Consider the following 23,686-nt stretch of genomic DNA (forward strand, 5'->3'; position numbering starts at 1 on the left):
ACAATGATCCAAAGCAGTTGATATATGGCCTAGCCGGGTAACGGGTAAGGCAACAAGATCATATGCAAAAGATTTACCCCCCAATGCGTCATTACGCATATCCAAAAATTCTGCCGCAATGTCCAAATCAATGCATAACAGATTGAGGCAACTATCAATAATAGAACTGCGGAGATATCTGTTGACCACCCTCCATGTAGAAGCACAAACACCGTAGCTACAACTGGTACGGATAACCAGCGCCAGCGCCCTAATAGTTCTTCGGTACCCCGCTGTAATATCCACCGGAAGAACCCCTCTTCAGAAATGCAAACAATTACTAAGTTTATCATTACCGCAACGGCGATAGTGCCAGTAAATTTTATCGAAGGCGTACATAGGAGTAGACCCAATGCAACGGGAGTAAATATAGCCAATAAAAGATAGGGTAAGTCCGTAAAACGGAAGGTCTGCTTCATGCGCAACATAAAAGCCAATAAAGCAATAGCAATAACTGCTTTACCGCTGTTTATGCTGGCATAGATAAGATTACCACTTGCATCTGTATAGGGTGGCAACACCTGGATATGTTCACTACCGGGAAGCAAATTTAACCCCGATACCAGCATTAAAACTGCTACAGAAAGAAAAGACAGCGCTCTCGGCCAACTGCTGGTAGACTCAATTGCTCGCAGGAAAATCCAGATTAAAGGGGCTATAAGCCCACTCCAGCCAAAAGGAATTATACAAAGTGATAGCAAGATAGGTGCAGCCCAAGGACTCACCATACCAGATGGTGTCTGATCTCCTCTTCTCCTTAAGGCAGCAACTTCATTTTGCATCGATTGACCCAGAATTAATATATTATTTGATAACAATAGCTCATGCGATTCCTTCACTATCCATTAAAGGTCGCTCGTATTGAACGATAGGTCAACTTCATTTTTGCAGGATCTAAAGGTGCCTTAAAAAAAGCGTGATAATGCCCTCTAGGATTAATTAATACAACTTGAGACCCATGATCGATAGTATAACCGCCCTCAGCAAGAGAAACTTTATTAAAAGGTACATTTAGCTGAGTGGCAAATTTCTTCAGCTTAAAAAAATCACCGGTAATACCACGGAATTCAGAATTAAAATAACGGACATACTGCCCTAACTGCTCCGGCTTGTCCCTGCTTGGGTCAACCGATACGAGTACTACGTCTGTAGATGCTCTGGTACTTTCGTCTAAAGTTTTATAAAAATTATTAAGTGTAGATAGAGTTGTTGGACAGATATCTGGACAGTGGGTAAACCCAAAAAATATCAGAGTCCACTTACCTTGAAAGTCTTTGGTATAGAAATCTCTACTGTCATCAGACAATAATTGTATATCTTCTATGATTCTTGGTCTCTGCAGTTTTACAGTGCCATTAATTCTAAGCTCCTCATCAGTAATAATACGAGGCTGTCCGAGCTTATGTATGAATCCTGCAAGCACAGCAAGAATCAATACTAAAAGAACAATAACGGTAATTCTAATTCCACGTTTCTGTTTATCGATGGCAGAATATTGATTTTCCACTTTTCCCTCACACTTCAATTAAATAATGATCTAATAGCATGATAAAAAATAGTGCCATTAAATAAATTATCGAATATTTGAAAGTCTCCATACCAGCATTGGGGTTTTTTCCAATGAGCATTACAAAGCTCCAATAAACAAAACCAAACCCAAGTACGACAGCACCCAGTAAATATAACCACCCAAACATCGCGGTAGCAAAGGGCAATAGGCTAACGGCCAGTAAAATAAAGGTATACAAAACTATATTTAGGTTTGTATAGGGTATTCCATGCGTAACCGGCAACATAGGAATATCAGCTTTTGCATACTCTTCTTTTCTATGTACGGCAAGGGCCCAAAAATGTGGAGGAGTCCAAGCAAAAATAATCAATACTAACAACAATGCATGCCCATGCACTTCCCCAGTAACCGCAGTCCATCCCAGTAAGGGCGGAGCGGCTCCTGCAAGCCCACCTATAACAATGTTTTGTGGTGTGGCGCGTTTCAGAAACATGGTGTAAATCACCGCATATCCGAGAAGAGATATTAAGGTTAGCCAAGCGGTAAGGGCATTTACAAAAACCAATAGGATAAACATCCCCGTCACGCCCAAGCTAAGAGCAAAAGCAATAGCTTTAGTTGGCTCAACCCGTCCTTTCGCAATCGGGCGATTGCTAGTACGAGTCATTTTTGTATCAATATGACGATCAACTAAATGATTTACTGCCGCAGCACTACCCGCACAAAATGCAATTCCCAAATTACCAAATACTAAAATATCTAGCGGCACCATTCCTGGAACAGCTAAAAACATTCCAATAACAGAAGTTAACAGCATAAGCATAACTACTCGAGGCTTAGTAAGCTCATAGTAGTCCCGCCATTGAATTTGATGCATTCCCGTGGAATTTATGGCCATATTCGCACCTATTTTTATATTTATATACGCTTAATATCTAATTAAGATTGGATACGGTAGTTAAACCTTCTCCCCGCTCTATTACTTCCACATCGACTACCTCTTGTTTATTTATAATGACAGCATTCATTGTGTATATTCGGTAACAAAAAGTTAGCAGACTAAGAAGTAGAAGAGCTGCACCAGCATTGTGTGCCACAGCAATCCCTAATGGTAGAGACATAACAACATTTGCTATTCCCAAGCTGACTTGAAGAAGTAGTACCCCGTTAAGCCATAATGACCAACCTCTCAACCCAGACCTCCAAGCTAAAACTGAAAGAATGAGTACAATTGCTGTTGTAATCAGTGCTCCAATACGATGGGCAAGATGTATTGCCGTACGTGCATCACTCTCTAATGCACCACCTAAATAATTTGGGCCAATTTGTTGAAAAATATTAAAGCCTTCTACAAAGTTTGCCTGTGGCCACCATTGGTTATGACAAGTTGGAAAATCTGGACAAGCTAAAGCTGCGTAATTAGAGCTGGTCCAACCACCGAGTCCAATCTGTAGAATTACTATTGCAACTGCAGTCAGAGCAAGTAGCCGTAATCGCCTTATTCCCGGCAAATACCTCCCATGTAATTGTCTAGGTTTATCAGCCAACCTTTCACAGAGAATCCACAACATAGATAATGTTGCCATTCCACCTAATAGATGAGCAGTAACTACCTGCGGCCAAAGCTTCAAGGTTACCGTCCACATCCCAAAAGCAGCTTGCAGTATAATAATAATTAAAAGAATATGTGTTTGCTTAAAGGTTGGGGCTTGCCGATCTCTCCAAGCAAGATAAGTGAGTAATACAACGAATAAAAGTAAAGTTCCTGCAAAGTATCGATGAACCATTTCCGGCCAAGTTTTACTAACATCTACCGGAGAGTCCGGAAAAATCATATTGGCCGTTTTAATTTCTTTTATATCATTCGGCCAGGTGAGATGACCATAACAACCAGGCCAGTCTGGACAGCCCAAACCGGCATCCACCAACCTAGTAAATGCACCTAGAACAACAACTACGACAGCTAGAATACAGGCCGCCCAGGTAATGATATGTCGCCAATTCTTAGGGGTTTCTTGTTTAGACACTACTGAAAATCTCCGAATACTAATCTTATTGCTCGTAGGAGTACTTCAATAATCTTTTTATATCTTTAAGTAATTGGTTTCCGCTATGCTGCCGATCATAGGCCATCATTGCATAACCCTCCTGATCAACCAGCAATGCCTTGGTTGAAGTCACACCGTCATGATCAGTTTTCTGTACCAACTGCTTAAAGTTTTCATCATCCAAATTAACTATTTTTAGTTTCGGATGCTCAGTTTGTATTTGTTCTTGTCGTTTTTCATCCAAACTATCACCAACCACCAGTAGCCTCTCAACCCTATGAGCTTTTTCCCCCAGCCGAATATGAACCTGCCTACTTATATACAAGAGATCTTCACAATCTTTACCACAATCACTGTCACTTAATATTAGATAGCGCCATTTTGATTCTCCCTCTTGTGCCAGGGATTGCTGTTGTCCTTGAAAGGTGATTTTTATTTCAGTGATATCAAATGGGGGCTGCAATAATTCACCTTGATTAATTGTCTCTTTAGGCATGCCTAAGCCCGTATAGTAAACGACATAGGCAGCTGTAATTGGGAGTACGACGGATGCTAGCACTGAGAGTCCTTGAATGATTTTATTCGCTGGCTTCCTTTTGCTCATATTTCTTTCAGGTGAAACTGGCTGACTATTTGATTTCATTTTAAAACTCCTTTTTCAAACTTCTACTCAATCTACGACGTAATCTAAAAATAATATTTGTGGCTGAATAAGCCCATAAAAGCCAGACAGCTATTGCCATCGTGAACCACTGGAAAGCATACGCTTGATGTTTTTCAGGGCCACTATTGAAAAAATTCCAATCAGTAATTAAAGCTGCACCTGAATCTGCAAACAAACGGATCGACCATCCATTGTTAACTAAGCCTATAGTCTCAATGAAATTTGAATTTATTTGTTGAATTCTATTATTAAAAACCGGGTCTAGACTAACACTCGAGGAGGTTTCAGTATCGATAGGGTATAAGTAGCCCTGAAGTGATTTCACATCAAGTGAAGCTGTTACTTCAGGTAAGCTATCTCGGTCGCCAGTAGAGGGAATCCAACCTCTATTGATAAGCCAATCAGTACTTTCTGTTGAGAATACTTGTAGTACTTCATAGCCAACACGACCGTTTCTTGTTCTGTTATCCAGAAAATATATTTCCTTCTGGAAAACTCCCACTAAAGTTACAGACGCATACTCTTGATAAGAACTTAGATTTGAGATTTCCTGCGGTTGCAGAGAGAGCCTACTCTCTACCTTTTGTATAAGTTCGACTTTCTGCTTTGCCCTATCAAGCTGCCACAATCCTAAAAAGATAAAAAGGATGAATGCACCCAGAGAAAATATCGTGATGGGCCAATTGCGAATCAGTGGTAAACTGATATCTTTCGCAGAAGCTGATGGAATATCTACTATCATGCGCAACTACATAAATAATGGAAAATAATAAAATGTGGCTAAAGATTGTTATTGTTGTCCTATTCCTTTCCGTACTTGCAAGTCTTTCAAGTGCACTTTTTTTTCTACTTAGAGATATGGGAACACCTCAATCCAAGCGCACACTCTACGCATTAGGTATTAGAATACTCCTAGCGTCACTCTTACTTCTTGCCATTTGGTACGGCTTTGAAAGTGGCATTTTGGCAAAAACGGCACCTTGGGCTGATAAATATTAAGAAAACAAAGGCTTTCTATTAATACGATAGAAAGCCTTGCCCACATTAAGCACCTAGAACATATACAAATATAAACAGCCCGACCCAAACTACATCGACAAAATGCCAATACCAACTTGCTGCTTCAAAGCCAAAATGATCATCAGGTCTAAAATGATTGGCTATCACAGACCTTAACAACATGATCAACAACATAATTGTACCGAGTGTGACATGGGCACCATGAAATCCGGTCAGCATAAAGAATGTTGTACCATAGATTCCTGACTCAAGTGTTAACCCCAAGTGTTGATAGGCTTCGTAGTATTCTTTACCTTGTAAAAAAATAAACGCCCCACCCAATGCCACAGTGATTGCCAGTAATATATTGAAATTTTTTCTTTGATTCTTTTTCAGGAAAACATGTGCGAAGTGTACAGTTACACTGGAAGTGAGAAGTATGATGGTGTTCCATAGTGGCAAGTGCCATGGGTCTATTACATCTTTAGGCCCCATAAATTTTGCCGTTTCTCCGTTTGCTGCCGCGTCAGGAGTCACATATAGGGGCCAGCTACTTTCGAATCCCTCCCAAAGCATATTGGAAATTCCACGATCACCTTCACCACCTAGCCAGGGAACTGTAAAATTGCGTATGTAATATAGTGCTCCAAAGAATGCAGCAAAAAACATCACCTCAGAAAATATAAACCAGCCCATCCCCCAAACATATGATCTCTTTAACTGTTCACTATTGAGCCCTGCCATATTCTCCTTGATTACGGCAGCAAACCAAAACCACAAAACTGCGGCCATCGCTAACGCACCGGTGAAGAAAATATAGGAGCCTCCTCCATTAATCCAATTTGCTGCGCCGAACGCTATTAGGAATAGACCTATCGTCGCAAAAATTGGCAGCCTGGATTGTTCGGGCACGTAATAACTGCTTTCACTAGCCATAATTTTTATCCCTCTCGCTCGGGGTCGATATCATTCTTATCGGTTTTATTGGCAAACCTTTCCGTTACATCAAACAACGTATAGGAAAGCGTTACAGTATTCACACTTGCGGGAAGATCTGGATCCACAATAAAACGTAGTGGTAATTCTGCACTCTCTCCCGCTTTTAATTCTTGCTGGTTGAAGCAAAAACACTCTGTTTTATGAAAGTACTCAGCAGCCTTGAAAGGAACCATACTGGGAATTGCCTGACCAACCATATCCCTAGATGTCTTATTTTCTGCAATAAAAACAGTATCTTTAATTTCTCCAGGGTGTACTTTCAAAGACATTACACTCGGGCGAAATTCCCATGGCATATTTTCATTATTGTTTGCCACAAATTGCACCGTGACCAGCCTATTTTTATCAACCGCAGCTGGCACAGCTTCATAACGACCACCGGTTTTACCATTAAGTCCTGTGATTTCACAGAAGACATCGTAAATAGGCGGCATAATGAAGATTGCAAATACCAGCATGCTGGTCGCCACGGCCAGCAGCTTGATAGTTACCTTTGCATTTGCTCCAACTTTCATAGGTCAACGTACAACCGGTGGCGTACTAAACGTGTGATATGGGGCCGGGGAAGCAACCGTCCATTCCAGTCCCTCAGGATCATCCCAAACCTGATCGGATGCTTGTTTCCCGCCCATTACAGTTCGTACCACATTAAACAAAAATACTATTTGTGCGGCGCCAAACAGGAAGGCACCGATACTGGATATTTGATTGAAATCCGCAAATTGCAGTGCGTAATCAGGTATCCGACGTGGCATACCAGCCAGGCCAACAAAGTGCATTGGGAAGAAAGTTACATTGAGACCAATAAATGCCAGCCAGAAATGTACCTTGCCCATAACTTCGCTATACATATGGCCAGTCCATTTGGGCAACCAATAGTAAACACCAGCAGTAATTGAGAAGATTGCACCAGGAACCAGCACATAGTGGAAATGGGCAACCACAAAGTATGTATCGTGATATTGGAAGTCTGCAGGCGCAATCGCTAGCATCAGACCAGAGAATCCACCGATGGCGAAAAGGATGATGAATGCAATTGCAAAAAGCATCGGGGTTTCAAATGTCATGGATCCCCGGAACATGGTGGAAACCCAGTTAAAGATTTTCACTCCTGTAGGTACAGCGATCAGCATTGTGGCGTACATAAAGAACAGTTCACCTGCAATCGGCATTCCCACAGTAAACATATGGTGCGCCCATACGATAAAGCTCAGGAATGCAATTGCTGCGGTGGCATATACCATGGAGCTGTATCCAAAAAGAGGCTTACGAGCGAAGGTGGGGATAATTGCAGAGATAATGCCAAAGGCCGGCAAAATCATGATGTAAACTTCCGGGTGTCCGAAGAACCAGAACACATGCTGGAATAGCACCGGATCACCGCCACCGGCTGCACTGAAGAAACTTGTGCCAAAATGAATGTCCATCAACATCATGGTCACTACTCCGGCTAACACCGGCATTACAGCAATCAAAAGGTAAGCAGTGATCAGCCAGGTCCATACAAACAACGGCATTTTCATCAAGGTCATACCAGGAGCACGCATATTCAAAATGGTAGCGATAATGTTGATCGCACCCATGATGGACGAGGCACCCATAATATGAATGGCAAAAATGAAGAAGGTTACGCTGGGTGGCGCATATTCCGTTGAAAGTGGTGCATAAAATGTCCAACCGAAATTAGGCGCTCCCCCTTCCATAAATAAGGTCGATGCCAACATTGCGAAAGCAAAGGGCAAAATCCAAAAACTCCAGTTATTCATTCTTGGCAGTGCCATATCTGGCGCACCAATCATCATTGGTATCATCCAATTAGCCAACCCCACAAAAGCCGGCATTACGGCACCAAATACCATGATCAGACCATGCATAGTGGTCATTTGATTGAAAAATTCCGGCTGTACAATTTGCAAACCGGGCTCGAATAATTCAGCGCGTATAACCAATGCCATACATCCGCCGAGCAGGAACATCGCAAAACTAAACCACAAATACATAGAGCCTATATCTTTGTGGTTGGTCGTATAGAGCCAACGCTTTATACCGGGCTGAGGACCATGTGCCATTCTTAAATTCCTCCGGGCGCTTACTGCTTATTCTTAAAGTTGAGGATATCTACGGGTTGGACGGTATCACCCATCTCATTGCCGAAAGCGTTTCGCTGGTAAGTAATTACCGCAGCCAGATCCACTTCTGATAGCTGCTCACCAAAAGCCTGCATTGCGGGGTTTACCGTAGAACCATCGATAACGATATCTAAGTGGCCATTGAGGGGACCGGTAGCAATTTTTGAGCCAGCAATTGCCGGGAATACTCCGGGTACTCCCTGCCCGTTCGGCTGGTGGCAGGCGGCACATGTGCGTGTATAGACTTTTTCACCCTGAGCAAAAAGCTCTTCGAAGGTAAATGTCTTCGCTGTAAGTTCACGCATTTTTATGGCTTCTGCTGCACGAGAACTCAACCAGGCATCGTATTCAGCCTGTGGTACTGCTTTCACAACAATAGGCATAAATCCATGGTCTTTTCCGCACAATTCAGCACACTGCCCGCGATATATTCCCGGCTCCTCAATACGCGTCCAGGCATCATTGATAAAACCGGGGATAGCATCTTTTTTAACGGCTAGATCTGGGACCCACCACGCATGTATCACATCATTGGCAGTAATCAGGAAGCGGATTTTTTTCTTGATAGGAACAACCAGGGGCTCATCGACTTCTAGGAGGTAGTTAGCACCCTTAGGCTGGAGGTTATCAATTTGAGCTTTGGGAGTGGACAAGCTGGAAAAGAATGAAACATCAGTGCCCCGATATTCATATTTCCACTTCCACTGATAACCGGTGATTACGATATTGAGATCTTCTTCCTCAGTATCGTAAATATCATAGAGCGTTTTGGTGGCCGGTATCGCCATCAGAATCAGGATGACGGTGGGAATAATAGTCCACACCAATTCCACAACCGTGCTCTCATGAAATTGGGCCGCTTGGTATCCCTTACTTTTGCGGTGACGCCACATGCTGTAGAACATGATGCTGAACACCAATGCCCCTATAGCCACACAAATCCAAAAGATCAGCATGTGTAACTCGTAGGTGGTCTGGGCGACTTCTGTCACCCCCTGGGGCATATTAACCCCCCAGCGCTCAACGTCCTGCTCATTCGCTAACACCGCTTGTGCAGATAGCGAAGTAGCCAGCAAGGCGAACAGCCGATCAAAGCCTTTCAACATCGCCTACAGATCTCCGTGGTTGCGGGTCTCTCAGGGAAACCCGTAATTTTTATTTTGGCCACTGGCCTTCACGGATAAGCGAATTTTACCTGTATCAACTGCCTAACAGGATTAATTCCACACAAAATTTGTGGACATACTGTAGTAACACAAGACTACATACACTGGGCGAGGAGACCACCTCGCGTTACTGCCGTCAGTGCAACTTGTTATTCTTAGTAAAAGATTTTTTACTCCAGATGCCGTCGTCCGGAAAGGTACAACCAACAACCAGTTTCTTTATTTGTCGCAACTACTGCAGGTACAAAAGGAACACATCGACACGAAAAAGTCAATCGGGATCATTTTTGAATAACGTTGTCGCTTTGTGAAAAAATTCGGTGATTAACAAATAAATTTAACCACTTTGATAGGATACTTTTTCACAAGCAGAAAAAAGTCGCTCCAAATAGAGACATGGCAATTTATTTGGTGAAAGATGACAACTAATCAAGCATTAATAATGCTGCCAAGAGAAGTATAAATCCTCGGGTTCAAGTGCCCCTGATTGCTTTTACACAGGTTGACAACGATTTTTAATCTCTAATACTAAATTCTGACTGCTTCACACAACCAAGGCAGATTAGTTTCAATAAGCTTGAGGATTATCAGGCAGATCAATACAGAATCCTGTACTATCTACACTCAATCAAAATGATTTTTCCGCCAAATATTTCGTTTCGATTTTGTAAGCGTTACCAAATGAATTGCTAATAGCAGTATTTGGAGACCGATTTAGGAAAAGGATCTTATCAGCTCTGTACTGTTACCATTGGTAGAATCCGCCTGCACAGCTTTTCTTTTTCCGATTTCGGCTAGAAGCCAATCTATCCGTTAGTTGTTATGACTTATGCCTTCTTCTACAAAACTTGAATCCCAACCCATGTCTCGCGTCTGGAATCTGGCTTGGCCAATGATACTGAGTAATATTTCAGTGCCCTTACTCGGGATAGTAGATACCGCAATTCTTGGTCACCTCCCATCTGCAGAGTACCTATCCGGTGTAGCTATCGGGGCTAGCGTAATGTCGATGCTTTTATGGGCATTTGGGTTTCTGCGCATGGGTACTACCGGACTGGTGGCTCGGAGTACAGATCTTGGGATTCAATGGTTAGTACGTGCACTAGTATTAGCCATGGGGTTGGGAATCATTCTGTTTATTGTTGCCTCTCCTTTAATCTACTATATCGTTGAGTGGATGAATGCCAGTCAGGAAGCACAACCCCACGCACTGGCCTACCTACAAATACGTCTGTTATCTGCCCCACTGGCTCTGGCAAACTTTGCCATTCTGGGTTTTTTTATTGGTCGACAAGATAGCCGTGCGCCTCTATATATACTTTTCGCTGCCAATCTACTGAACATAGCCCTCGATTTCCTATTTATTCTTGGCCTGGGCCTAGGGGCAAAAGGTGCAGCAGCGGCAACCGTACTCGCTGATATTTTTGCATTTCTACTGGGTCTATATCTTCTTACCAGGGTTCATGTTGATATCTGGTCTTATGTACACAAAGAAATTGGGCAGAAGAAACTTCTCCCCTGGATCGATTCATCCCCATGGATCAATCTTTTAAAGATAAATACAGACTTATTTATAAGAACCTGTTTGCTCTTGCTAACACTCACTTTTTTTACTGCACAAGGGGCAGCCCAAGGTGATAATGTACTTGCTGCAAATGCTATTCTTATACAGTTATTAATGATGACTTCCTATGCCCTGGATGGTTTTGCTCATGCTACCGAGGCCTTGGTTGGGGAATCCATGGCAAAGAGATCAACGGCTCTATTCAGAAATACCGTTCGCAGTGCAGGTTTGTGGGCCCTGGGAAGCGCTGTCCTGATTACGCTGGTACTAGTTTCAGGGAAACCCTTGATTCTATCCTTATTTACAGATATCAAACCAGTAATCCACCAAGCGGAACAGGTATATTGGTGGCTCTGTGCACTACCTTTATTAGCGGTTTGGAGTTATCAGCTCGATGGTGTTTTTATCGGTGCTGGGAAAAGTCGCGATATGCGTAATACTATGTTTATAGCCTCAGTACTGGTTTTCTTTCCCGCCTGGTGGTTTACAAGGGATTGGGGGAATACAGGCATATGGTTCAGCTTGTTTTTGTGGATCGGAGCACGATCTTTAGGACTCATAGTATATTTTCAATACTACACTGTAACCAATTCCTGGATACGTAAATTACAGTAAAACTGTGGCAGGATATTTAGAGTTATTTTTTAATGTATAAATAACAGAATATGACAAATTTTGAGATTGAGAAATTAACTATTTCAGTCAGGATTACTCACTATCAAAATAGTAAATCTCTTATGATGCTACAAACACATTTAAAGCTATAATCTCAGGTTGGTAAATAATGAGCGGGCAAAGCAACAAATAATAAAGCCCGCTCACATTTTTAATAGCTTGAAGACCGCACCTGTTTTTGCACTAAAATTTGCTTAAAATTTCCATAAAACGCTCCTTCTCCCTGGATGACAGCATTATATAAGTCTTCAACCTTCTGCTTTAATTCTTGGCTATAAAAATATAGGCTGCCGTTTCGGACACTGTAGGACTTTGGGTTCTCGGCCATGGTTTTGTAAAAAAGGGATACCCTTTCCAGATAGGTATCTGCCTGCTTTTTGGAAAAATTACCTTGTTGGTAATTATCTAAAACCTGAGAACTGATTCTTTGAAGAGTTAATTCGCGCTCTTTATCTGAAAAACGAAAGGCTTTTAATTGCGTGTTGATATCACGCTTTAGGTCTTTCATATAGCGAGCAGCAGCTTCTGCTGATTCATATAGTGCGTGAATAGTCTTTTCCCGCTTCCGCAGAGCACCGCGATCTTTCAAGGTATATATATTGGAGATTTCCTTTTCGGAGAAATCGCCCAGGGGGCGAAAAATAGTGACATGTTGCAAATTGCTATTCCTTGTGAGCTTGTCACAAATCTTTATTGCATGTCTCCACTTTTCAAAAGATTCTCCTTTAAGGATTTGATCAGGTAAAGCTTTTACAGCCACTCCCAACCTATTTTCCTCTTCAATGTAAAAATCTGGATGGGCTTTCCAGTCATTAGCCTGTAAACGGAATAACGTAAGTATCCCCTGATTCACACAGCTCGTTAGTAGATAGGCAACTTGTTCTCTCTGCCGTTCTGTATTTTTTCGATGGCGATCAAGGCCATAGAGACCTATGATCGCAACCGTAATAAAAACCACCAGTATAAAAAATATTTTTTTCACTTTTTACGGCTACTTGTGGGTTGGATAAGTTTCACTGGCTCCTCGTGAATATCTTTCTCTGTATCTTGGTTAACACGAGTAGACAGTTCTGTTGGCGCTGACTGCAATCGAATTTCATCCTTAAACCCACAGGCAACACATTCCCTATAATTTTTCCCATCCTTGTGATAGTTAATAATTTTATCCATTTCGCTACAGCGGGGGCACACAGCCCCTGCAATAAAGCGTTTTTTAACGATCTTACCAGACTCAGCCGAATCTTCTTTCTTCATCATGACTACTACTCAATATTTCATGACTGACTTATCCGTTACACAGGACTGATATTCAGCTCTTGCTGCTCGATACCAGAGTGACGCAATAGGGCATCAATTTGCGGCTCTCGTCCACGGAATTGAACAAACAGCTCCAACGCATCACGGCTACCACCCTGTTCCAAAATACTGTGCAGAAATTTATTTCCCGTCTCTCTATTAAAGATACCATCTTCCTCAAATAGAGAAAAAGCATCTGCCGAAAGCACTTCTGCCCATTTATAGCTGTAATATCCTGCGGCATAACCACCAGCAAAAATATGGCTAAAAGCATTTTGGAAGCGGTTTTCTGCGGCGATAGGCACAACAGCAATCTCTGCTCGTACCTGATCCAGTAAAACCTGAACTTTATCGGCGGTCAATGCCTCTTCGCTGGCATGGAGGCGAAAATCAAAAAGTGCAAACTCCAACTGGCGTACTGTAAACATGGCAGACTGGAAATTTTTCGCTGCCAGCATTTTATTCAGTAAAGCTTCGGGAAGGGCCTCTCCAGTTTCGAAATGTGCAGAAATTATGGAAATAGCCTGGGGTTGCCAACACCAATTTTCCAGAAATTGGCTGGGCATTTCCACCGCATCCCAAGCAACACCATTAATACCAGAAACTGCTGCCACATCAATCTGTGTCAGCATATGGTGGAGGCCATGGCCGAATTCATGGAATAAAGTGGTTACTTCCGTGTGGGTTAAAAGTGAGGGGATATCACCTGCAGCCGGACTGAAATTACATACTAGATAAGCTATAGGCAACTGGAGTCCGTTGAGCGTGTGGCGACGACTACTTACTGTATCCATCCAGGCCCCGCCACGCTTTTTCTCACGCGCGAACGCATCCAAATAGAAACCAGCTATCTTTTCGCCATCTCTCAGCAGCCAAAAGAACTGCACGTCGGCATGCCAAGTAGCAACGCTGGTATCTTCTTCAACTGTGATTCCGAATAATTTATCCACCACAGTAAAGAGGCCGTCAACGACTTTGGCGTAAGGGAAATAGGGCCTCAATTCCTCTTGGCTGATGGCGTATCGCTGCTGTTTGAGCTTTTCTGCGGCCCAGGCCACATCCCATGGTTGCAACTCTTCAATACTGAGTTGGTCTGCAGCAAACGCTTTCAGCTCAGCCATTTCTCGTTGGGCAGCTGGCCTGGCTCGTTCTGCCAGATCCTGTAGAAATTCCAAAACCCGCTCTGTATTTGGAGCCATTTTGCTGGCCAATGACAACTCCGCATAGCTGTTCATTCCCAGTAAACTGGCCTGTTCAGCGCGCAATGCGAGAATTGCCTCCATCACTTCGGAGTTATCGTATTCGCCTGCCTGGGGACCAACTTCGGATGCGCGACTAACAAAAGCCAAATGGACATCCCGACGCAGAGATCTATTTTCAGCGTGGGTCATAACAGCGAGAAAGCTGGGCCCCTCTAAGGTAATCAGCCACCCATCGAGGCCTTTTGCCTCAGCTGCATTCCGTGCAGCGGCGAGAGCAGTTTGAGGAAGCCCCTGAAGCTGAGCTTCATCATTTGTATGCCAGGTCCAGGCATTGGTTGCATCGAGGACATTGTTGGCAAATTGGCTGGATAACTCCGCCAAACGCTGACTGTTAACGGCAAACTTTTCACGGGCCTCTCCTTCAAGGCCTACACCACCGAGTTCAAAGTCTCTGACTCCCAGCTCCAAAGACTTCTTGCGTGCCTGTGGCCAGTTTACAAACTCGGGCGACTGCATTAATTGGAGGTATAGGTCGTAAAGTTCACGATTTTGCCCCTGCTTTGTCCAGTAAGCCGTCACTTTGGCTAAAGCGGCCTCATAGGGCGCCCGCCAGGGGCCACTTAGAACGCTATTCAGGTGACTGACTGGGGAGAAGGCTCGATTTAGCTGGTCTTCCGCCTGCTCCAGAGGCACCAGCGTATTATCCCAGCTGGGGGTCTCCAATCCCTGTTGAAGGGTTTGCTCACACGTTTTAATCAGTTCGGCGATGGCGGGTTCCACCTGCTCGGGCTCGAGATTATCAAAAGGCGGCAGCAGCGGGATATTCAACAGTGGATTGGACATATAAGACTCTGTGCTCGAATTAGGATAAAGCTATGATAGAGGATTCATTGTACAGGAGCTTATTTATGTCCCCACTGCGCAGCCACGATGATTCCCACGGCGAGAAGTTTCCAGAACTTGGCGACAGCGTATATATCGATCCGCAATCCGCAGTCATTGGTGACGTTACCCTGGGGGATGATTGCTCCGTATGGCCCATGGCCGTTGTGCGCGGTGATATGCATAAGATCCGCATCGGCGCGCGAACCAGTGTACAGGATGGGGCTGTTCTCCATATCACCCATGCGGGACCATTCAACGCCGACGGTTGGCCGCTGACCATTGGCGAAGATGTCACTATCGGTCATAAAGCCTGCCTGCACGGTTGTACCATCGGCAACCGGATCTTAATTGGTATCGGATCTATTGTTCTCGACGGAGCCATTATTGAGGACTATGTCGTACTGGCAGCCGGAGCACTGGTTCCGCCCGGTAAAACCCTGGAGAGTGGTTATCTCTACGTAGGCGCCCCCTGCAAAAAGGCGCGCCCCCTGTCTGACAAGGAAAAGGCTTTCTTTAAGTATTCCGCTGAAAACTACGTGAAACTGAAAGATCAGTATCTCCTTAAGCAGCAACCATAGTCACAGCCGGCTCCCCGCTATGCTTAACCTGAATATGGACCAGCTGCATATTTTTGTGCGCTCCTGTGAAGTCGGATCTTTTTCGGCGGTTGCTCGCGAAGTGGGCCGGGCTCAGTCTTCTGTAAGCAGCTTGATTCAAAATCTTGAACTCGACCTGGGGCTGACTCTCTTTAACCGCGAAGGGAAATATCCCCAACCCACCGCCGCCGCTTTGGCATTACTACCATTAGCACGTCAATCGTTGGGGCAGTTGCAGCGCTTCCAACAGGCGGCAATTTCCTTCCAGCGGGGAGAGGAGCCCCAGCTCAATATATTATTTGAAGAGCTGGTAATGCCAGATCGACTCAACGATATGCTGGTAACTTTCAGCGAGCGCTTTCCGCATACTGAGCTTCAGCTCGGCAGTGTTACTGGGGAGGAAGCAGTCCAGCAGGTGACACTGGGTGAAGCCGATTTTGCCTTTGTCACCTCAAGGGATTCCTATCCCAGCTCGCTGGATACCAGTAACCTGGGACAACAGCGGGTACTTAGCCTGGCCTGCCCGGAACATCCCCTTGCCCAGAAAAAACAATCCTCATTGAATGAAGCGGCCCAGCACCGACAGATCACCACAGCACCAGAATCCCAAAGGTACCGTTGGCAGCTCTCTGCACAGACTTGGCGGAGTGATTCTCTGCTACAGGCCCTGGATCTGGCATGTAAGGGGGTTGGGTGGGTCAATGCGCCCTACGAACTGGCCCGGCCCTTTTTAAAAAGCGGCAGGTTGGTTGAGCTCAACTTAACCGGTTCTCTCAATACCTGGAGCCTCGGTGTGGATCTGCTCTGGTCCAAGCAGACGCCACAAGGCTTAGCTGCGCAATGGTTTGCCCGAGAGGCCCGGCGACTCTACGGTAACTTTTACAGCCCACCTATCGAAATATCCGATAGAAACTAATTTTTACCTATCAGGCTTTTACATAAGACTTGGCGTTGTAGGCCGATGGTCTGTGACTCAATCCGACTTGATTAGGAGCCAAACTATGTCCAAACAGCAATATCTCCAAGAAATGGAGGCCTTCTCCCAAAAGTACCGCTATGACATGGACTACTTGCGCGAGTTTCTTCAGGGCTCCCCTGAAGGCTTTGAAAAATTTAGAAATTTTCAGCCCCTAGCCATGCACAGGGAGTTTTTACCTATTGATGTTTTTTGGGTGAGTAAGATAGCGGCAATGCAAGTAGCTGATTGCGGCATGTGCCTGCAACTGAATGTGCGTATGGCCCTAGAGGCTGGTGTTGAACCCCACTTGGTGAAAGCTTGTATCCAAGGCGGCAGCGGCCTGCCTGAGAACTTGCAGGACATTTTTGATTTTGCAACAGCCGTGGCCAGCTACAAAACGATCGATCCTGTTCTCAATGAACGGATAGGTGCACAACTGGATAACCGACAGAGAATCGAGCTGGGGGTCAGCGTCGCTACCGCGTCGGTCTTCCCCACGATCAAGCGGGCTATGGGATATACCCAAAGCTGCAGCTTGGTTGAGATCGAATTTAAACAGTGATGTGGTAGGCCTTGGCAACCAAGGCCTCCTCACTATTTACCCTGTAGACGCAGCAGTGCCGATGCACCTATGCCGCCAATGGCACAAGCCAAAACGATAACCAGGGGCGTCATTTGTCCCAGTACCAGAGCACCGTAGTCATAACCTCTCTGCGGCAGAAGATACAACAACATCAACCCTGCCGGCACCAGGGATAAGAGGAAGCCCCGTATTAACCAGGCGTTGCGCAAAGGCAACAAAAACAGCAACCCGAAAACTCCACCCCAAACTACGCGCTGGTACAGGTAGGCATTGCTCAGGGATGGCGCCAAATCTACCCCTAGAAACTGGGTGAAGCCATACCGCCCCATGGCCCATAGCCCCACGGCATAGCAGAGCCCACCGAAACACCCCACAGCAAAACAAATCGACAGGTTTCGCACAATGTCACGCACAACGCTTTCTCTCTTTTAATTTTCGGTTGTCTGATTGAGGTTCCTGCGCAACTTGGCCATGATCGGCGCTGTTTCAGGACGTACACCGCGCCACAGTAAAAATGACTCAGCGGCCTGCTCTACCAACATCCCAAGGCCATCAGCACTCTCTGCGCCCTGTCCACGCGCCCATTGTAAAAAAGGCGTTGGCTCAGCGGCGTACATCATGTCGTAAGCTTTACCATGACTGGCGACACAGCCTTCAGGAAGCGGCGGCAGCACACCGCCAAGGCTTGCGGAACTCGCATTGATAATCAGGTCGTAGCAGCCTCTCAATTCCTCCAGGCCGCCACCACTTAATTCTCCCAACTGGGAAAATTCTGCCGCAAGCTGTACCGCTTTTTCTGCGGTGCGGTTGGCAATATGTAAATGTGCTGGTTTTTCCGCAAGGATTGGCAGCAATGCTCCCCGGGCGGCTCCGCCAGCTCCCAGCAAGAGAACTTTCCGATCCTTGATTTTCCAGCCCAAGTTGGTGCAAATATCAAATACTAGGCCGGCCCCGTCGGTGTTATCGCCGAGAATCTTTCCACCTTCAGTCAGTGCCAAGGTATTCACCGCTCCCACTGACGCAGCCCGCTCGGTCAGGTTATCCGCCATCTCAAATGCTTGCAGCTTGAAGGGCACCGTCACATTAAGGCCACAACCACCCTCAGCAAAAAAAGTTCGCGCGTAATTAACAAAGCCATCCAGGGGGGCAAGCAGTTTACTATAATCGATATCCTCGCCTGTTTGCGTGACAAAGGCTCGGTGTATCTCCGGTGAGAGGGAGTGCTCTATAGGGTTACCCACCACCGCATAGCGGTCACTCATGATTCCGCCCTTTTGCGCTCTCTCGCTGCCTCACGAATCTTGGCACTTTCATCGACAATTATTAAACCGTCAATTTTGAGGCCGTCGGCAGCTTCGGTGACTAAATAGCGGGTTTGTGAGCTGTACAGCTCTACCGCCTTTTCTTCCCCCTGCGGGTGTAACAAGGTCCAGCGCAAGCTCGCAAGGGTGCTGTAATTATTCAGCTCTATCACCTCGGTAACAGTGCCGAGAATCTGACAGACACCAAGGCGTCGATAAGCATTGAGGAGCTTAACCACCTGCTGGATAAACTCATCCCGTTCTACGGTGAGCTTTACGCCATCTTCCCGGTAGTAGTGCAGTGGGAAACGATAAAAGTCAGCAATCTGCTCAACATCTCCCGTTTCAAAATGCCGCCTGTAATCGAGAAACAGGGAGTTGATTCCTTCCAATCGCGATGGGTGCACAACAAACCTCCATTGTGACAAATTGCTTGGCTATACCCAGTCTCTGTGTGGCAGAAAATCAGTGTATAGCTTCTCTTCTGCAGATCCCGGCTCTGGTTGCCAGTCATACTTCCAGCTCACCAGTGACGGCAAGGACATCAGAATGGATTCTGTACGCCCACCACTTTGCAATCCGAACAGAGTGCCACGATCAAAGACCAGGTTGAATTCCACATAGCGCCCACGGCGGTAGAGTTGGAATTCACGCTCGCGCTCACCGTAAGCAGCCTCTTTGCGCTTCTGCACAATGGGTAGATAAGCCTCCAAGTAACTATCGCCAACAGCGCGCATAAGCGCAAAAGCATTGTCGTAGCCACCTTCGTTAAAATCATCGAAAAAGAGTCCGCCGACTCCCCGAGCTTCATCCCGATGCTTCAAGTAGAAATATTTGTCACACCACTGCTTAAAGCGAGGGTATACCTCCCTGCCAAAGGGCTCACAGGCCTGCTTGGCCGTTTGGTGCCAATGTACGACATCCTCGTGATAGCCGTAATACGGGGTCAAATCATAGCCACCACCAAACCACCAGATGGGCTCAGCTCCTGGCTTTTTCGCCACAAATAGACGCACGTTTGCATGGCTAGTGGGTACGTAAGGGTTGCGCGGGTGAATGACCAAGGAGACGCCCATTGCTTCAAAAGAACAACCGGCCAGTTCGGGGCGATTAGCCGTGGCCGAAGGCGGGAGTCCATCCCCATAAACATGGGAAAAGTTCACTCCGCCTTTTTCGATCAGATTCCCCTCTTCCAGCACTCGAGTTCGACCACCGCCACCACCGGGCCTGTCCCAGTTGTCCTCACGAAATGACTGGCCGTCTTCTTCGCTCAGGGCATTGCAAATACGGTCTTGTAGGCCGAGTAGATAGGCCTTTACTTCCTTGGTATCGATATCACTCATAGGCGAAAACTACGTCTCTGTTTGAGGTTAGGCACCCGCCCTCAGCACACGGCCGCTTTGCAGATCGCGAATTTCACTGGGGGCGCTGCGGCCGCCGGTCGAGCCGCCGCCGACAAAGTCGAGATCGCGGCCGAAATAGCGCAGTACCTGGTATTTATTACGGGCGGGCTGAGACCCGGCCGGGTTTGCTGACGTGGATACGATAGCACCGCCAAAGGCGCGTGTTAACGCAGCTGTAAACGGGTGATCGGTGCAGCGCAGGGCCACAGATTTATGTACTCCACAGACCCAGGCAGGAATTAAGCCCCGATGGGGTACGAGCCATGTCACCGGTCCCGGCCAGCTGCAATCCAGCTGTTCCTGCTGCTGATCACTAAGGTTTCTAAGGAGCGGGTCAAAATGCTTTCTATCACCAGAGACCAGGATCAAACCCTTCTCAAGCGGGCGATGCTTGAGTTGTAGCAGGCGCCTGACAGCCTGCAGGTTATTGGGGTCGCAAGCCAGGCCCCATACAGATTCAGTGGGATGGGCAATAACACCACCCGCTGCCAGGGCGCGGGCAGCCTGTCTTACGGAAAGCGGTGAGTACTTCATTGCAACACTGACCTTATTGAGCTTTACACTGTTGCAGGTCTCGCTGCAACTGAGAGTCTGCGGCTTCCATTACTGACGGGCCGGAGTCGGAGCCCATCAGAGTCGCTAAAAGGCTTACTCATTTCAACTCTCATTGCTCTTAAAGCGGGGAACGCGGCAATCTAGCGGATTGCACAGCCGGGCACAAGATATTGCCCCATGACCTAGACAAATTGCTCAAAAAATCTCCAAACGGCCGATTCTAAGTGTAAGCATTTCATTGCTCTTAATGGGGTATTGACGCTTAATCTTCAGTTCGACCACCACCAGTTTCCCTGCATGATTAAAGGCCGTCGCTCTGGGAGTCGTGCCCTCTCCAACTGAGGTATACCTAAAGATTTTAGCTTCTTCTGGTATTGGGCTTGATCGCGACTATTCTCAGATAGCGCCAAAGCCCTCTGAAAACTACGCTGATAACTTTTAGCCCCAGACTTTAGAAGCGCCATCCCCAGTAAAAAATGAAAACGGTGATCTTCTTTCTTTATAGAAATTGCATCTTCAACCCTATTAGCCGCCAGCTCATAGAGTTCACCTTCGTAAGCCGTAAGCGCCTGGCCGTACCAGTAGTAAGGATCTTTCTCTCTGTAATCATGTAGTTGCGCTGACAGAGCATCTGCCATTTGAACATCTCCATGGGCTCGAAGAACTTTCTCCAAATTGCTCAATGTAACTAAGTTTGTTCCATCAAGCTTCAGTGCAATAGCGTAAGTACTAATTGCTTGTTTCACAAAACCAGCTGAACGATAAATAGCCCCTAAATTATTCCAAAGATCTGCGTCCTTCGGAGCCAGCAATAGCGACTTTCGAATATAAAGAAATGCCTTCTTAAAATTTCGATCTGCAAGAAAATCCATTGCCAAGTTACTATAGAATTTTGCAAAAGCCTCGTTATCTTCTAGTACTTCCTGTCGATATTCAGGGATGTAATCAATGAAATTAAAATCCAATATACGCTGTCCACTGCCAATATCAGCAACAACATTAATGTGTTGATAAACAAATGTCTGCTGGTTCTCCAAATACCTTATTTCTGGAACAAAAACCTCATTAAACTTGGCATCGACCCCAAGTTCACGGCTCATTGCAACTAAAAAGGCACTAAAGGCCATACAATTCCCTCTATGCTGTTCAAATACCTGCGCAGCATTAAGAGTGGCATCTGCATCGTAAAGAATTGAAAAATATTGGCTCTGCAATTTATTTATCAGAGCATCCAACCTATCACTTTTTTTTCTGGTACTTATCGATTTTAAAAACAACCTCATATCATTATTCAATGCCAGGATATCAATATCAGGCAAATCAGAGTTATTTATAGGGGAACTCCAAAAATATATACCACTAAGCAACTGTTCATCTGAAAATTCTTGAGAAATAGATATATCTGTTTTTTTTATTTGTGTAGAGCAGCCTCCCAAAACTAGAAAAATAAGGAATAAAGCTACTTTGATCTTTTTCATAAGCATGCCTTTAATACAGTATTAAATACCAATCCAGCAGGATATATTTTTAACACAAAAGGCAAGCAAATGAATTACGTATCAAAACACCAGATTCAGTTGCTGACCATCGCTAACTTGACGCCCGCGGCATAGTCCGGGTGCACCTTGGAAAAGTGTGCCAATTGTCGCTGAATTATTTCATCCGGTACACCCGCCATCGCTTCTGCAATATTGTTATATAAGCGCTGTTTTTGTTCATCGTCGAACAAATCAAAGAGCGCTCGAACCTGACTGTAATCGTCATTACCTTTGCGGTGGTCATATCTATCTGCAGCATCGGATATTGGTAACGGGGGTTCTTTCGCTTTTGGGTCCTCCTCTGGCCCAGAAAAACTATTGGGCTCATAAAAGGCATCCGGATTGCCACTGCGGATACCCGTACTATTCATTTCACCATCCCGATAATAATTATGGACAGGACAACGCGGTGCATTCACTGGAAGACTCTCATAGTGAGTTCCCAAGCGGTGACGATGTGCATCGGCATAAGAGAATATACGCGCCTGCAGCATCTTATCCGGCGAGAAACTGATACCCGGTACGATATTGGATGGAGAGAAAGCTGCCTGCTCGATTTCTGCAAAATAGTCTTGCGGGTTGCGATTCAACTCCATGGTTCCCACCTCGATAGGTGGGTAATCACCGTGGGGCCAAACCTTGGTGAGGTCAAAGGGGTTGTAGCTTGTTTTGCCAAGGTCTGCCTCGGGCATGACCTGAATTTGGAATGTCCACTTCGGACATTCCCCATTTTCTATCGCGCTGTACATCGCCTCCTGGTAACTCTCCCTCGAGCATCCAATCACAGCTTCAGCTTCCGTATTGGTGAAGTACCTATGTCCCTGCTGAGTCTTAAAATGAAATTTGACCCAGAAGCGCTCTCCATTGTGATTCCACAGTGAGAAGGTATGGGAGCCATAACCATTCATATGCAACGGGGATATGGGCAAACCGCGATCGGAGAACAGTATGGTCACCTGGTGAAGACTCTCGGGGCTCAGCGACCAGAAATCCCACATGGCCGTAGGGGAGCGCAAGTGAGTGCGGGGGTGGCGTTTTTGTGTGTGGATAAAATCCGGGAACTTGTAGGGGTCTCGTACAAAAAAGACCGGCGTATTGTTGCCGACCAAATCCCAATTGCCCTCCTCCGTATAAAACTTCAGTGCAAAACCACGAACATCCCGTTCCGCATCAGCTGCACCTAACTCGCCGGCCACAGTTGAAAATCGAGCCAACAGTGGGGTCTCTGCTCCAGGCTGCAGCACCCGGGCACAGGTGTAGTTAGAAATATCACCGGTTACCCTCAAAACCCCATAGGCGCCCCAACCTTTGGCATGTACCGCCCGCTCGGGTATACGCTCACGATTTTGATGCGCCAGTTTTTCGATAAGCTGATAATCTTGAATCAATAGTGGGCCATCTGGCCCCGCTGTAAGGCTGTTTTGATTATCGGGAACCGGAGCGCCGGCATCAGTGGTGAGTTTGGGTTTATCCGCCATAATAAGACTCCACTTTTGGAATCCACTGAGTATTAACGCTGCCCCGGAACTGCGCGAATTGATCGGCGGCTACACCATCAACAAGGAGTTTCTGATTA

25 protein-coding genes are annotated in these 23,686 nt (G+C 45.8%); 5 read left to right on the forward strand and 20 right to left on the reverse strand.

The features are described 5' to 3' along the window. Positions 1 to 29: 29 nt before the first annotated feature. From ACYX4J_RS21325 to ACYX4J_RS21350, 6 genes are read right to left on the reverse strand one after another with little or no spacing between them, the layout of a single operon-like run. Positions 30 to 821, reverse strand: a complete 792-nt coding sequence (locus tag ACYX4J_RS21325) for a lysostaphin resistance A-like protein (RefSeq protein WP_476177503.1) — start codon at positions 819 to 821, stop codon at positions 30 to 32. Between the two features lie 56 nt (positions 822 to 877). After that, positions 878 to 1,546: an SCO family protein gene (locus ACYX4J_RS21330; RefSeq protein ID WP_476177504.1), complete on the reverse strand. Its 669-nt coding sequence runs from the start codon at positions 1,544 to 1,546 to the stop codon at positions 878 to 880. A 7-nt stretch (positions 1,547 to 1,553) separates the two neighbouring features. Beyond that, the gene (gene cyoE, locus ACYX4J_RS21335; protein WP_476177505.1) at positions 1,554 to 2,447 is read right to left on the reverse strand and encodes a heme o synthase; all 894 of its coding nucleotides are present in this window, start codon (positions 2,445 to 2,447) and stop codon (positions 1,554 to 1,556) included. A gap of 37 nt (positions 2,448 to 2,484) precedes the next feature. Then, positions 2,485 to 3,576 (reverse strand): COX15/CtaA family protein, encoded by a 1,092-nt coding sequence (locus ACYX4J_RS21340; RefSeq protein ID WP_444892462.1) that lies wholly within the window; start codon positions 3,574 to 3,576, stop codon positions 2,485 to 2,487. A 25-nt stretch (positions 3,577 to 3,601) separates the two neighbouring features. Beyond that, entirely contained in the window at positions 3,602 to 4,240 is a 639-nt protein-coding gene (locus ACYX4J_RS21345; RefSeq protein ID WP_476177506.1) for a hypothetical protein, read from the reverse strand. 1 nt (position 4,241) lies between these two features. Continuing rightward, positions 4,242 to 5,003, reverse strand: a complete 762-nt coding sequence (locus tag ACYX4J_RS21350; RefSeq protein WP_445360783.1) for an SURF1 family protein — start codon at positions 5,001 to 5,003, stop codon at positions 4,242 to 4,244. Between the two features lie 32 nt (positions 5,004 to 5,035). Between ACYX4J_RS21350 and ACYX4J_RS21355 the strand changes: the two genes are divergently transcribed. After that, positions 5,036 to 5,260: a DUF2909 domain-containing protein gene (locus ACYX4J_RS21355; RefSeq protein WP_413663912.1), complete on the forward strand. Its 225-nt coding sequence runs from the start codon at positions 5,036 to 5,038 to the stop codon at positions 5,258 to 5,260. A 45-nt stretch (positions 5,261 to 5,305) separates the two neighbouring features. Here the strand turns inward: ACYX4J_RS21355 and ACYX4J_RS21360 are convergent, their stop codons facing one another. The 4 genes from ACYX4J_RS21360 to coxB are packed head-to-tail and all read right to left on the reverse strand — an operon-like array spanning position 5,306 to position 9,494. Further along, positions 5,306 to 6,196: a cytochrome c oxidase subunit 3 gene (locus tag ACYX4J_RS21360; protein WP_476177507.1), complete on the reverse strand. Its 891-nt coding sequence runs from the start codon at positions 6,194 to 6,196 to the stop codon at positions 5,306 to 5,308. 5 nt (positions 6,197 to 6,201) lie between these two features. Next, the gene (locus tag ACYX4J_RS21365; RefSeq protein WP_475709046.1) at positions 6,202 to 6,774 is read right to left on the reverse strand and encodes a cytochrome c oxidase assembly protein; all 573 of its coding nucleotides are present in this window, start codon (positions 6,772 to 6,774) and stop codon (positions 6,202 to 6,204) included. Between the two features lie 3 nt (positions 6,775 to 6,777). Further along, positions 6,778 to 8,328 (reverse strand): cytochrome c oxidase subunit I, encoded by a 1,551-nt coding sequence (ctaD, locus tag ACYX4J_RS21370; RefSeq protein WP_475709047.1) that lies wholly within the window; start codon positions 8,326 to 8,328, stop codon positions 6,778 to 6,780. Positions 8,329 to 8,348: 20 nt separating this feature from the next. Continuing rightward, positions 8,349 to 9,494, reverse strand: coding sequence for a cytochrome c oxidase subunit II (gene coxB, locus ACYX4J_RS21375; protein ID WP_413663910.1), 1,146 nt, complete (start codon positions 9,492 to 9,494; stop codon positions 8,349 to 8,351). Positions 9,495 to 10,446: 952 nt separating this feature from the next. Here coxB and ACYX4J_RS21380 point away from each other — a divergent pair. After that, positions 10,447 to 11,733, forward strand: coding sequence for an MATE family efflux transporter (locus ACYX4J_RS21380; RefSeq protein WP_476177508.1), 1,287 nt, complete (start codon positions 10,447 to 10,449; stop codon positions 11,731 to 11,733). 211 nt (positions 11,734 to 11,944) lie between these two features. Here ACYX4J_RS21380 and ACYX4J_RS21385 read toward each other — a convergent pair whose 3' ends face one another. The 3 genes from ACYX4J_RS21385 to ACYX4J_RS21395 are packed head-to-tail and all read right to left on the reverse strand — an operon-like array spanning position 11,945 to position 15,134. Next, positions 11,945 to 12,775 carry a hypothetical protein gene (locus ACYX4J_RS21385; RefSeq protein ID WP_476177509.1) on the reverse strand — a complete coding sequence of 277 codons (831 nt, stop codon included), beginning with the start codon at positions 12,773 to 12,775 and terminating at the stop codon, positions 11,945 to 11,947. Next, the gene (locus ACYX4J_RS21390) at positions 12,772 to 13,050 is read right to left on the reverse strand and encodes a YheV family putative zinc ribbon protein (RefSeq protein WP_282930528.1); all 279 of its coding nucleotides are present in this window, start codon (positions 13,048 to 13,050) and stop codon (positions 12,772 to 12,774) included. The genes ACYX4J_RS21385 and ACYX4J_RS21390 overlap by 4 nt, the downstream gene beginning before the upstream one ends. Positions 13,051 to 13,085: 35 nt before the next feature. Then, positions 13,086 to 15,134, reverse strand: a complete 2,049-nt coding sequence (locus ACYX4J_RS21395; RefSeq protein ID WP_475709049.1) for a M3 family metallopeptidase — start codon at positions 15,132 to 15,134, stop codon at positions 13,086 to 13,088. Positions 15,135 to 15,199: 65 nt separating this feature from the next. On the opposite strand from ACYX4J_RS21395, the gene ACYX4J_RS21400 reads away from it, so the two are divergent. The 3 genes from ACYX4J_RS21400 (at position 15,200) to ACYX4J_RS21410 (ending at position 17,292) form a co-directional block, all read left to right on the forward strand. Continuing rightward, positions 15,200 to 15,754, forward strand: coding sequence for a gamma carbonic anhydrase family protein (locus ACYX4J_RS21400; RefSeq protein ID WP_476177510.1), 555 nt, complete (start codon positions 15,200 to 15,202; stop codon positions 15,752 to 15,754). A 19-nt stretch (positions 15,755 to 15,773) separates the two neighbouring features. Next, positions 15,774 to 16,688, forward strand: a complete 915-nt coding sequence (locus ACYX4J_RS21405; protein WP_444915095.1) for a LysR family transcriptional regulator — start codon at positions 15,774 to 15,776, stop codon at positions 16,686 to 16,688. Positions 16,689 to 16,773: 85 nt separating this feature from the next. Next, positions 16,774 to 17,292: a carboxymuconolactone decarboxylase family protein gene (locus ACYX4J_RS21410; RefSeq protein ID WP_476177511.1), complete on the forward strand. Its 519-nt coding sequence runs from the start codon at positions 16,774 to 16,776 to the stop codon at positions 17,290 to 17,292. Between the two features lie 32 nt (positions 17,293 to 17,324). Here ACYX4J_RS21410 and ACYX4J_RS21415 read toward each other — a convergent pair whose 3' ends face one another. From ACYX4J_RS21415 to ACYX4J_RS21445, 7 genes are all read right to left on the reverse strand, one after another. Continuing rightward, on the reverse strand, positions 17,325 to 17,726 hold the full coding sequence (locus tag ACYX4J_RS21415) for a hypothetical protein (protein WP_282930533.1): 402 nt from the start codon (positions 17,724 to 17,726) through the stop codon (positions 17,325 to 17,327). 15 nt (positions 17,727 to 17,741) lie between these two features. Continuing rightward, on the reverse strand, positions 17,742 to 18,575 hold the full coding sequence (gene aroE, locus ACYX4J_RS21420) for a shikimate dehydrogenase (protein ID WP_476177512.1): 834 nt from the start codon (positions 18,573 to 18,575) through the stop codon (positions 17,742 to 17,744). Further along, positions 18,572 to 19,021, reverse strand: coding sequence for a hypothetical protein (locus ACYX4J_RS21425; protein WP_413663901.1), 450 nt, complete (start codon positions 19,019 to 19,021; stop codon positions 18,572 to 18,574). Before ACYX4J_RS21425 ends, aroE begins: the two co-directional genes overlap by 4 nt. 30 nt (positions 19,022 to 19,051) lie before the next feature. Next, positions 19,052 to 19,957, reverse strand: coding sequence for an oxygen-dependent coproporphyrinogen oxidase (gene hemF, locus ACYX4J_RS21430; protein ID WP_476177513.1), 906 nt, complete (start codon positions 19,955 to 19,957; stop codon positions 19,052 to 19,054). Between the two features lie 27 nt (positions 19,958 to 19,984). After that, the gene (tsaC, locus tag ACYX4J_RS21435; protein ID WP_476177514.1) at positions 19,985 to 20,551 is read right to left on the reverse strand and encodes an L-threonylcarbamoyladenylate synthase type 1 TsaC; all 567 of its coding nucleotides are present in this window, start codon (positions 20,549 to 20,551) and stop codon (positions 19,985 to 19,987) included. Positions 20,552 to 20,841: 290 nt separating this feature from the next. Beyond that, the gene (locus ACYX4J_RS21440) at positions 20,842 to 22,050 is read right to left on the reverse strand and encodes a transglutaminase domain-containing protein (protein WP_476177515.1); all 1,209 of its coding nucleotides are present in this window, start codon (positions 22,048 to 22,050) and stop codon (positions 20,842 to 20,844) included. Positions 22,051 to 22,145: 95 nt separating this feature from the next. Beyond that, positions 22,146 to 23,588, reverse strand: a complete 1,443-nt coding sequence (locus tag ACYX4J_RS21445; protein WP_476177516.1) for a catalase — start codon at positions 23,586 to 23,588, stop codon at positions 22,146 to 22,148. Between the last annotated feature and the right edge of the window lie 98 nt (positions 23,589 to 23,686).

Source organism: Microbulbifer sp. ABM4_008 (genome assembly GCF_056311705.1).

Coding starts and splice junctions, on each gene's coding strand:
- ACYX4J_RS21380 (WP_476177508.1), top strand. CDS start 10,447: ATGATACTGAGTAATATTTCAGTGCCCTTACTCGGGATAGTAGATACC.
- ACYX4J_RS21405 (WP_444915095.1), top strand. CDS start 15,774: ATGCTTAACCTGAATATGGACCAGCTGCATATTTTTGTGCGCTCCTGT.
- tsaC (WP_476177514.1), bottom strand. CDS start 20,551: ATGAAGTACTCACCGCTTTCCGTAAGACAGGCTGCCCGCGCCCTGGCA.
- ACYX4J_RS21410 (WP_476177511.1), top strand. CDS start 16,774: ATGTCCAAACAGCAATATCTCCAAGAAATGGAGGCCTTCTCCCAAAAG.
- hemF (WP_476177513.1), bottom strand. CDS start 19,957: ATGAGTGATATCGATACCAAGGAAGTAAAGGCCTATCTACTCGGCCTA.
- ACYX4J_RS21365 (WP_475709046.1), bottom strand. CDS start 6,774: ATGAAAGTTGGAGCAAATGCAAAGGTAACTATCAAGCTGCTGGCCGTG.
- ACYX4J_RS21395 (WP_475709049.1), bottom strand. CDS start 15,134: ATGTCCAATCCACTGTTGAATATCCCGCTGCTGCCGCCTTTTGATAAT.
- ACYX4J_RS21445 (WP_476177516.1), bottom strand. CDS start 23,588: ATGGCGGATAAACCCAAACTCACCACTGATGCCGGCGCTCCGGTTCCC.
- coxB (WP_413663910.1), bottom strand. CDS start 9,494: ATGTTGAAAGGCTTTGATCGGCTGTTCGCCTTGCTGGCTACTTCGCTA.
- aroE (WP_476177512.1), bottom strand. CDS start 18,575: ATGAGTGACCGCTATGCGGTGGTGGGTAACCCTATAGAGCACTCCCTC.
- ACYX4J_RS21400 (WP_476177510.1), top strand. CDS start 15,200: ATGTCCCCACTGCGCAGCCACGATGATTCCCACGGCGAGAAGTTTCCA.
- ACYX4J_RS21345 (WP_476177506.1), bottom strand. CDS start 4,240: ATGAAATCAAATAGTCAGCCAGTTTCACCTGAAAGAAATATGAGCAAA.
- ACYX4J_RS21360 (WP_476177507.1), bottom strand. CDS start 6,196: ATGGCTAGTGAAAGCAGTTATTACGTGCCCGAACAATCCAGGCTGCCA.
- cyoE (WP_476177505.1), bottom strand. CDS start 2,447: ATGGCCATAAATTCCACGGGAATGCATCAAATTCAATGGCGGGACTAC.
- ACYX4J_RS21355 (WP_413663912.1), top strand. CDS start 5,036: ATGTGGCTAAAGATTGTTATTGTTGTCCTATTCCTTTCCGTACTTGCA.
- ACYX4J_RS21390 (WP_282930528.1), bottom strand. CDS start 13,050: ATGATGAAGAAAGAAGATTCGGCTGAGTCTGGTAAGATCGTTAAAAAA.
- ACYX4J_RS21350 (WP_445360783.1), bottom strand. CDS start 5,003: ATGATAGTAGATATTCCATCAGCTTCTGCGAAAGATATCAGTTTACCA.
- ctaD (WP_475709047.1), bottom strand. CDS start 8,328: ATGGCACATGGTCCTCAGCCCGGTATAAAGCGTTGGCTCTATACGACC.
- ACYX4J_RS21325 (WP_476177503.1), bottom strand. CDS start 821: ATGCAAAATGAAGTTGCTGCCTTAAGGAGAAGAGGAGATCAGACACCA.
- ACYX4J_RS21440 (WP_476177515.1), bottom strand. CDS start 22,050: ATGAAAAAGATCAAAGTAGCTTTATTCCTTATTTTTCTAGTTTTGGGA.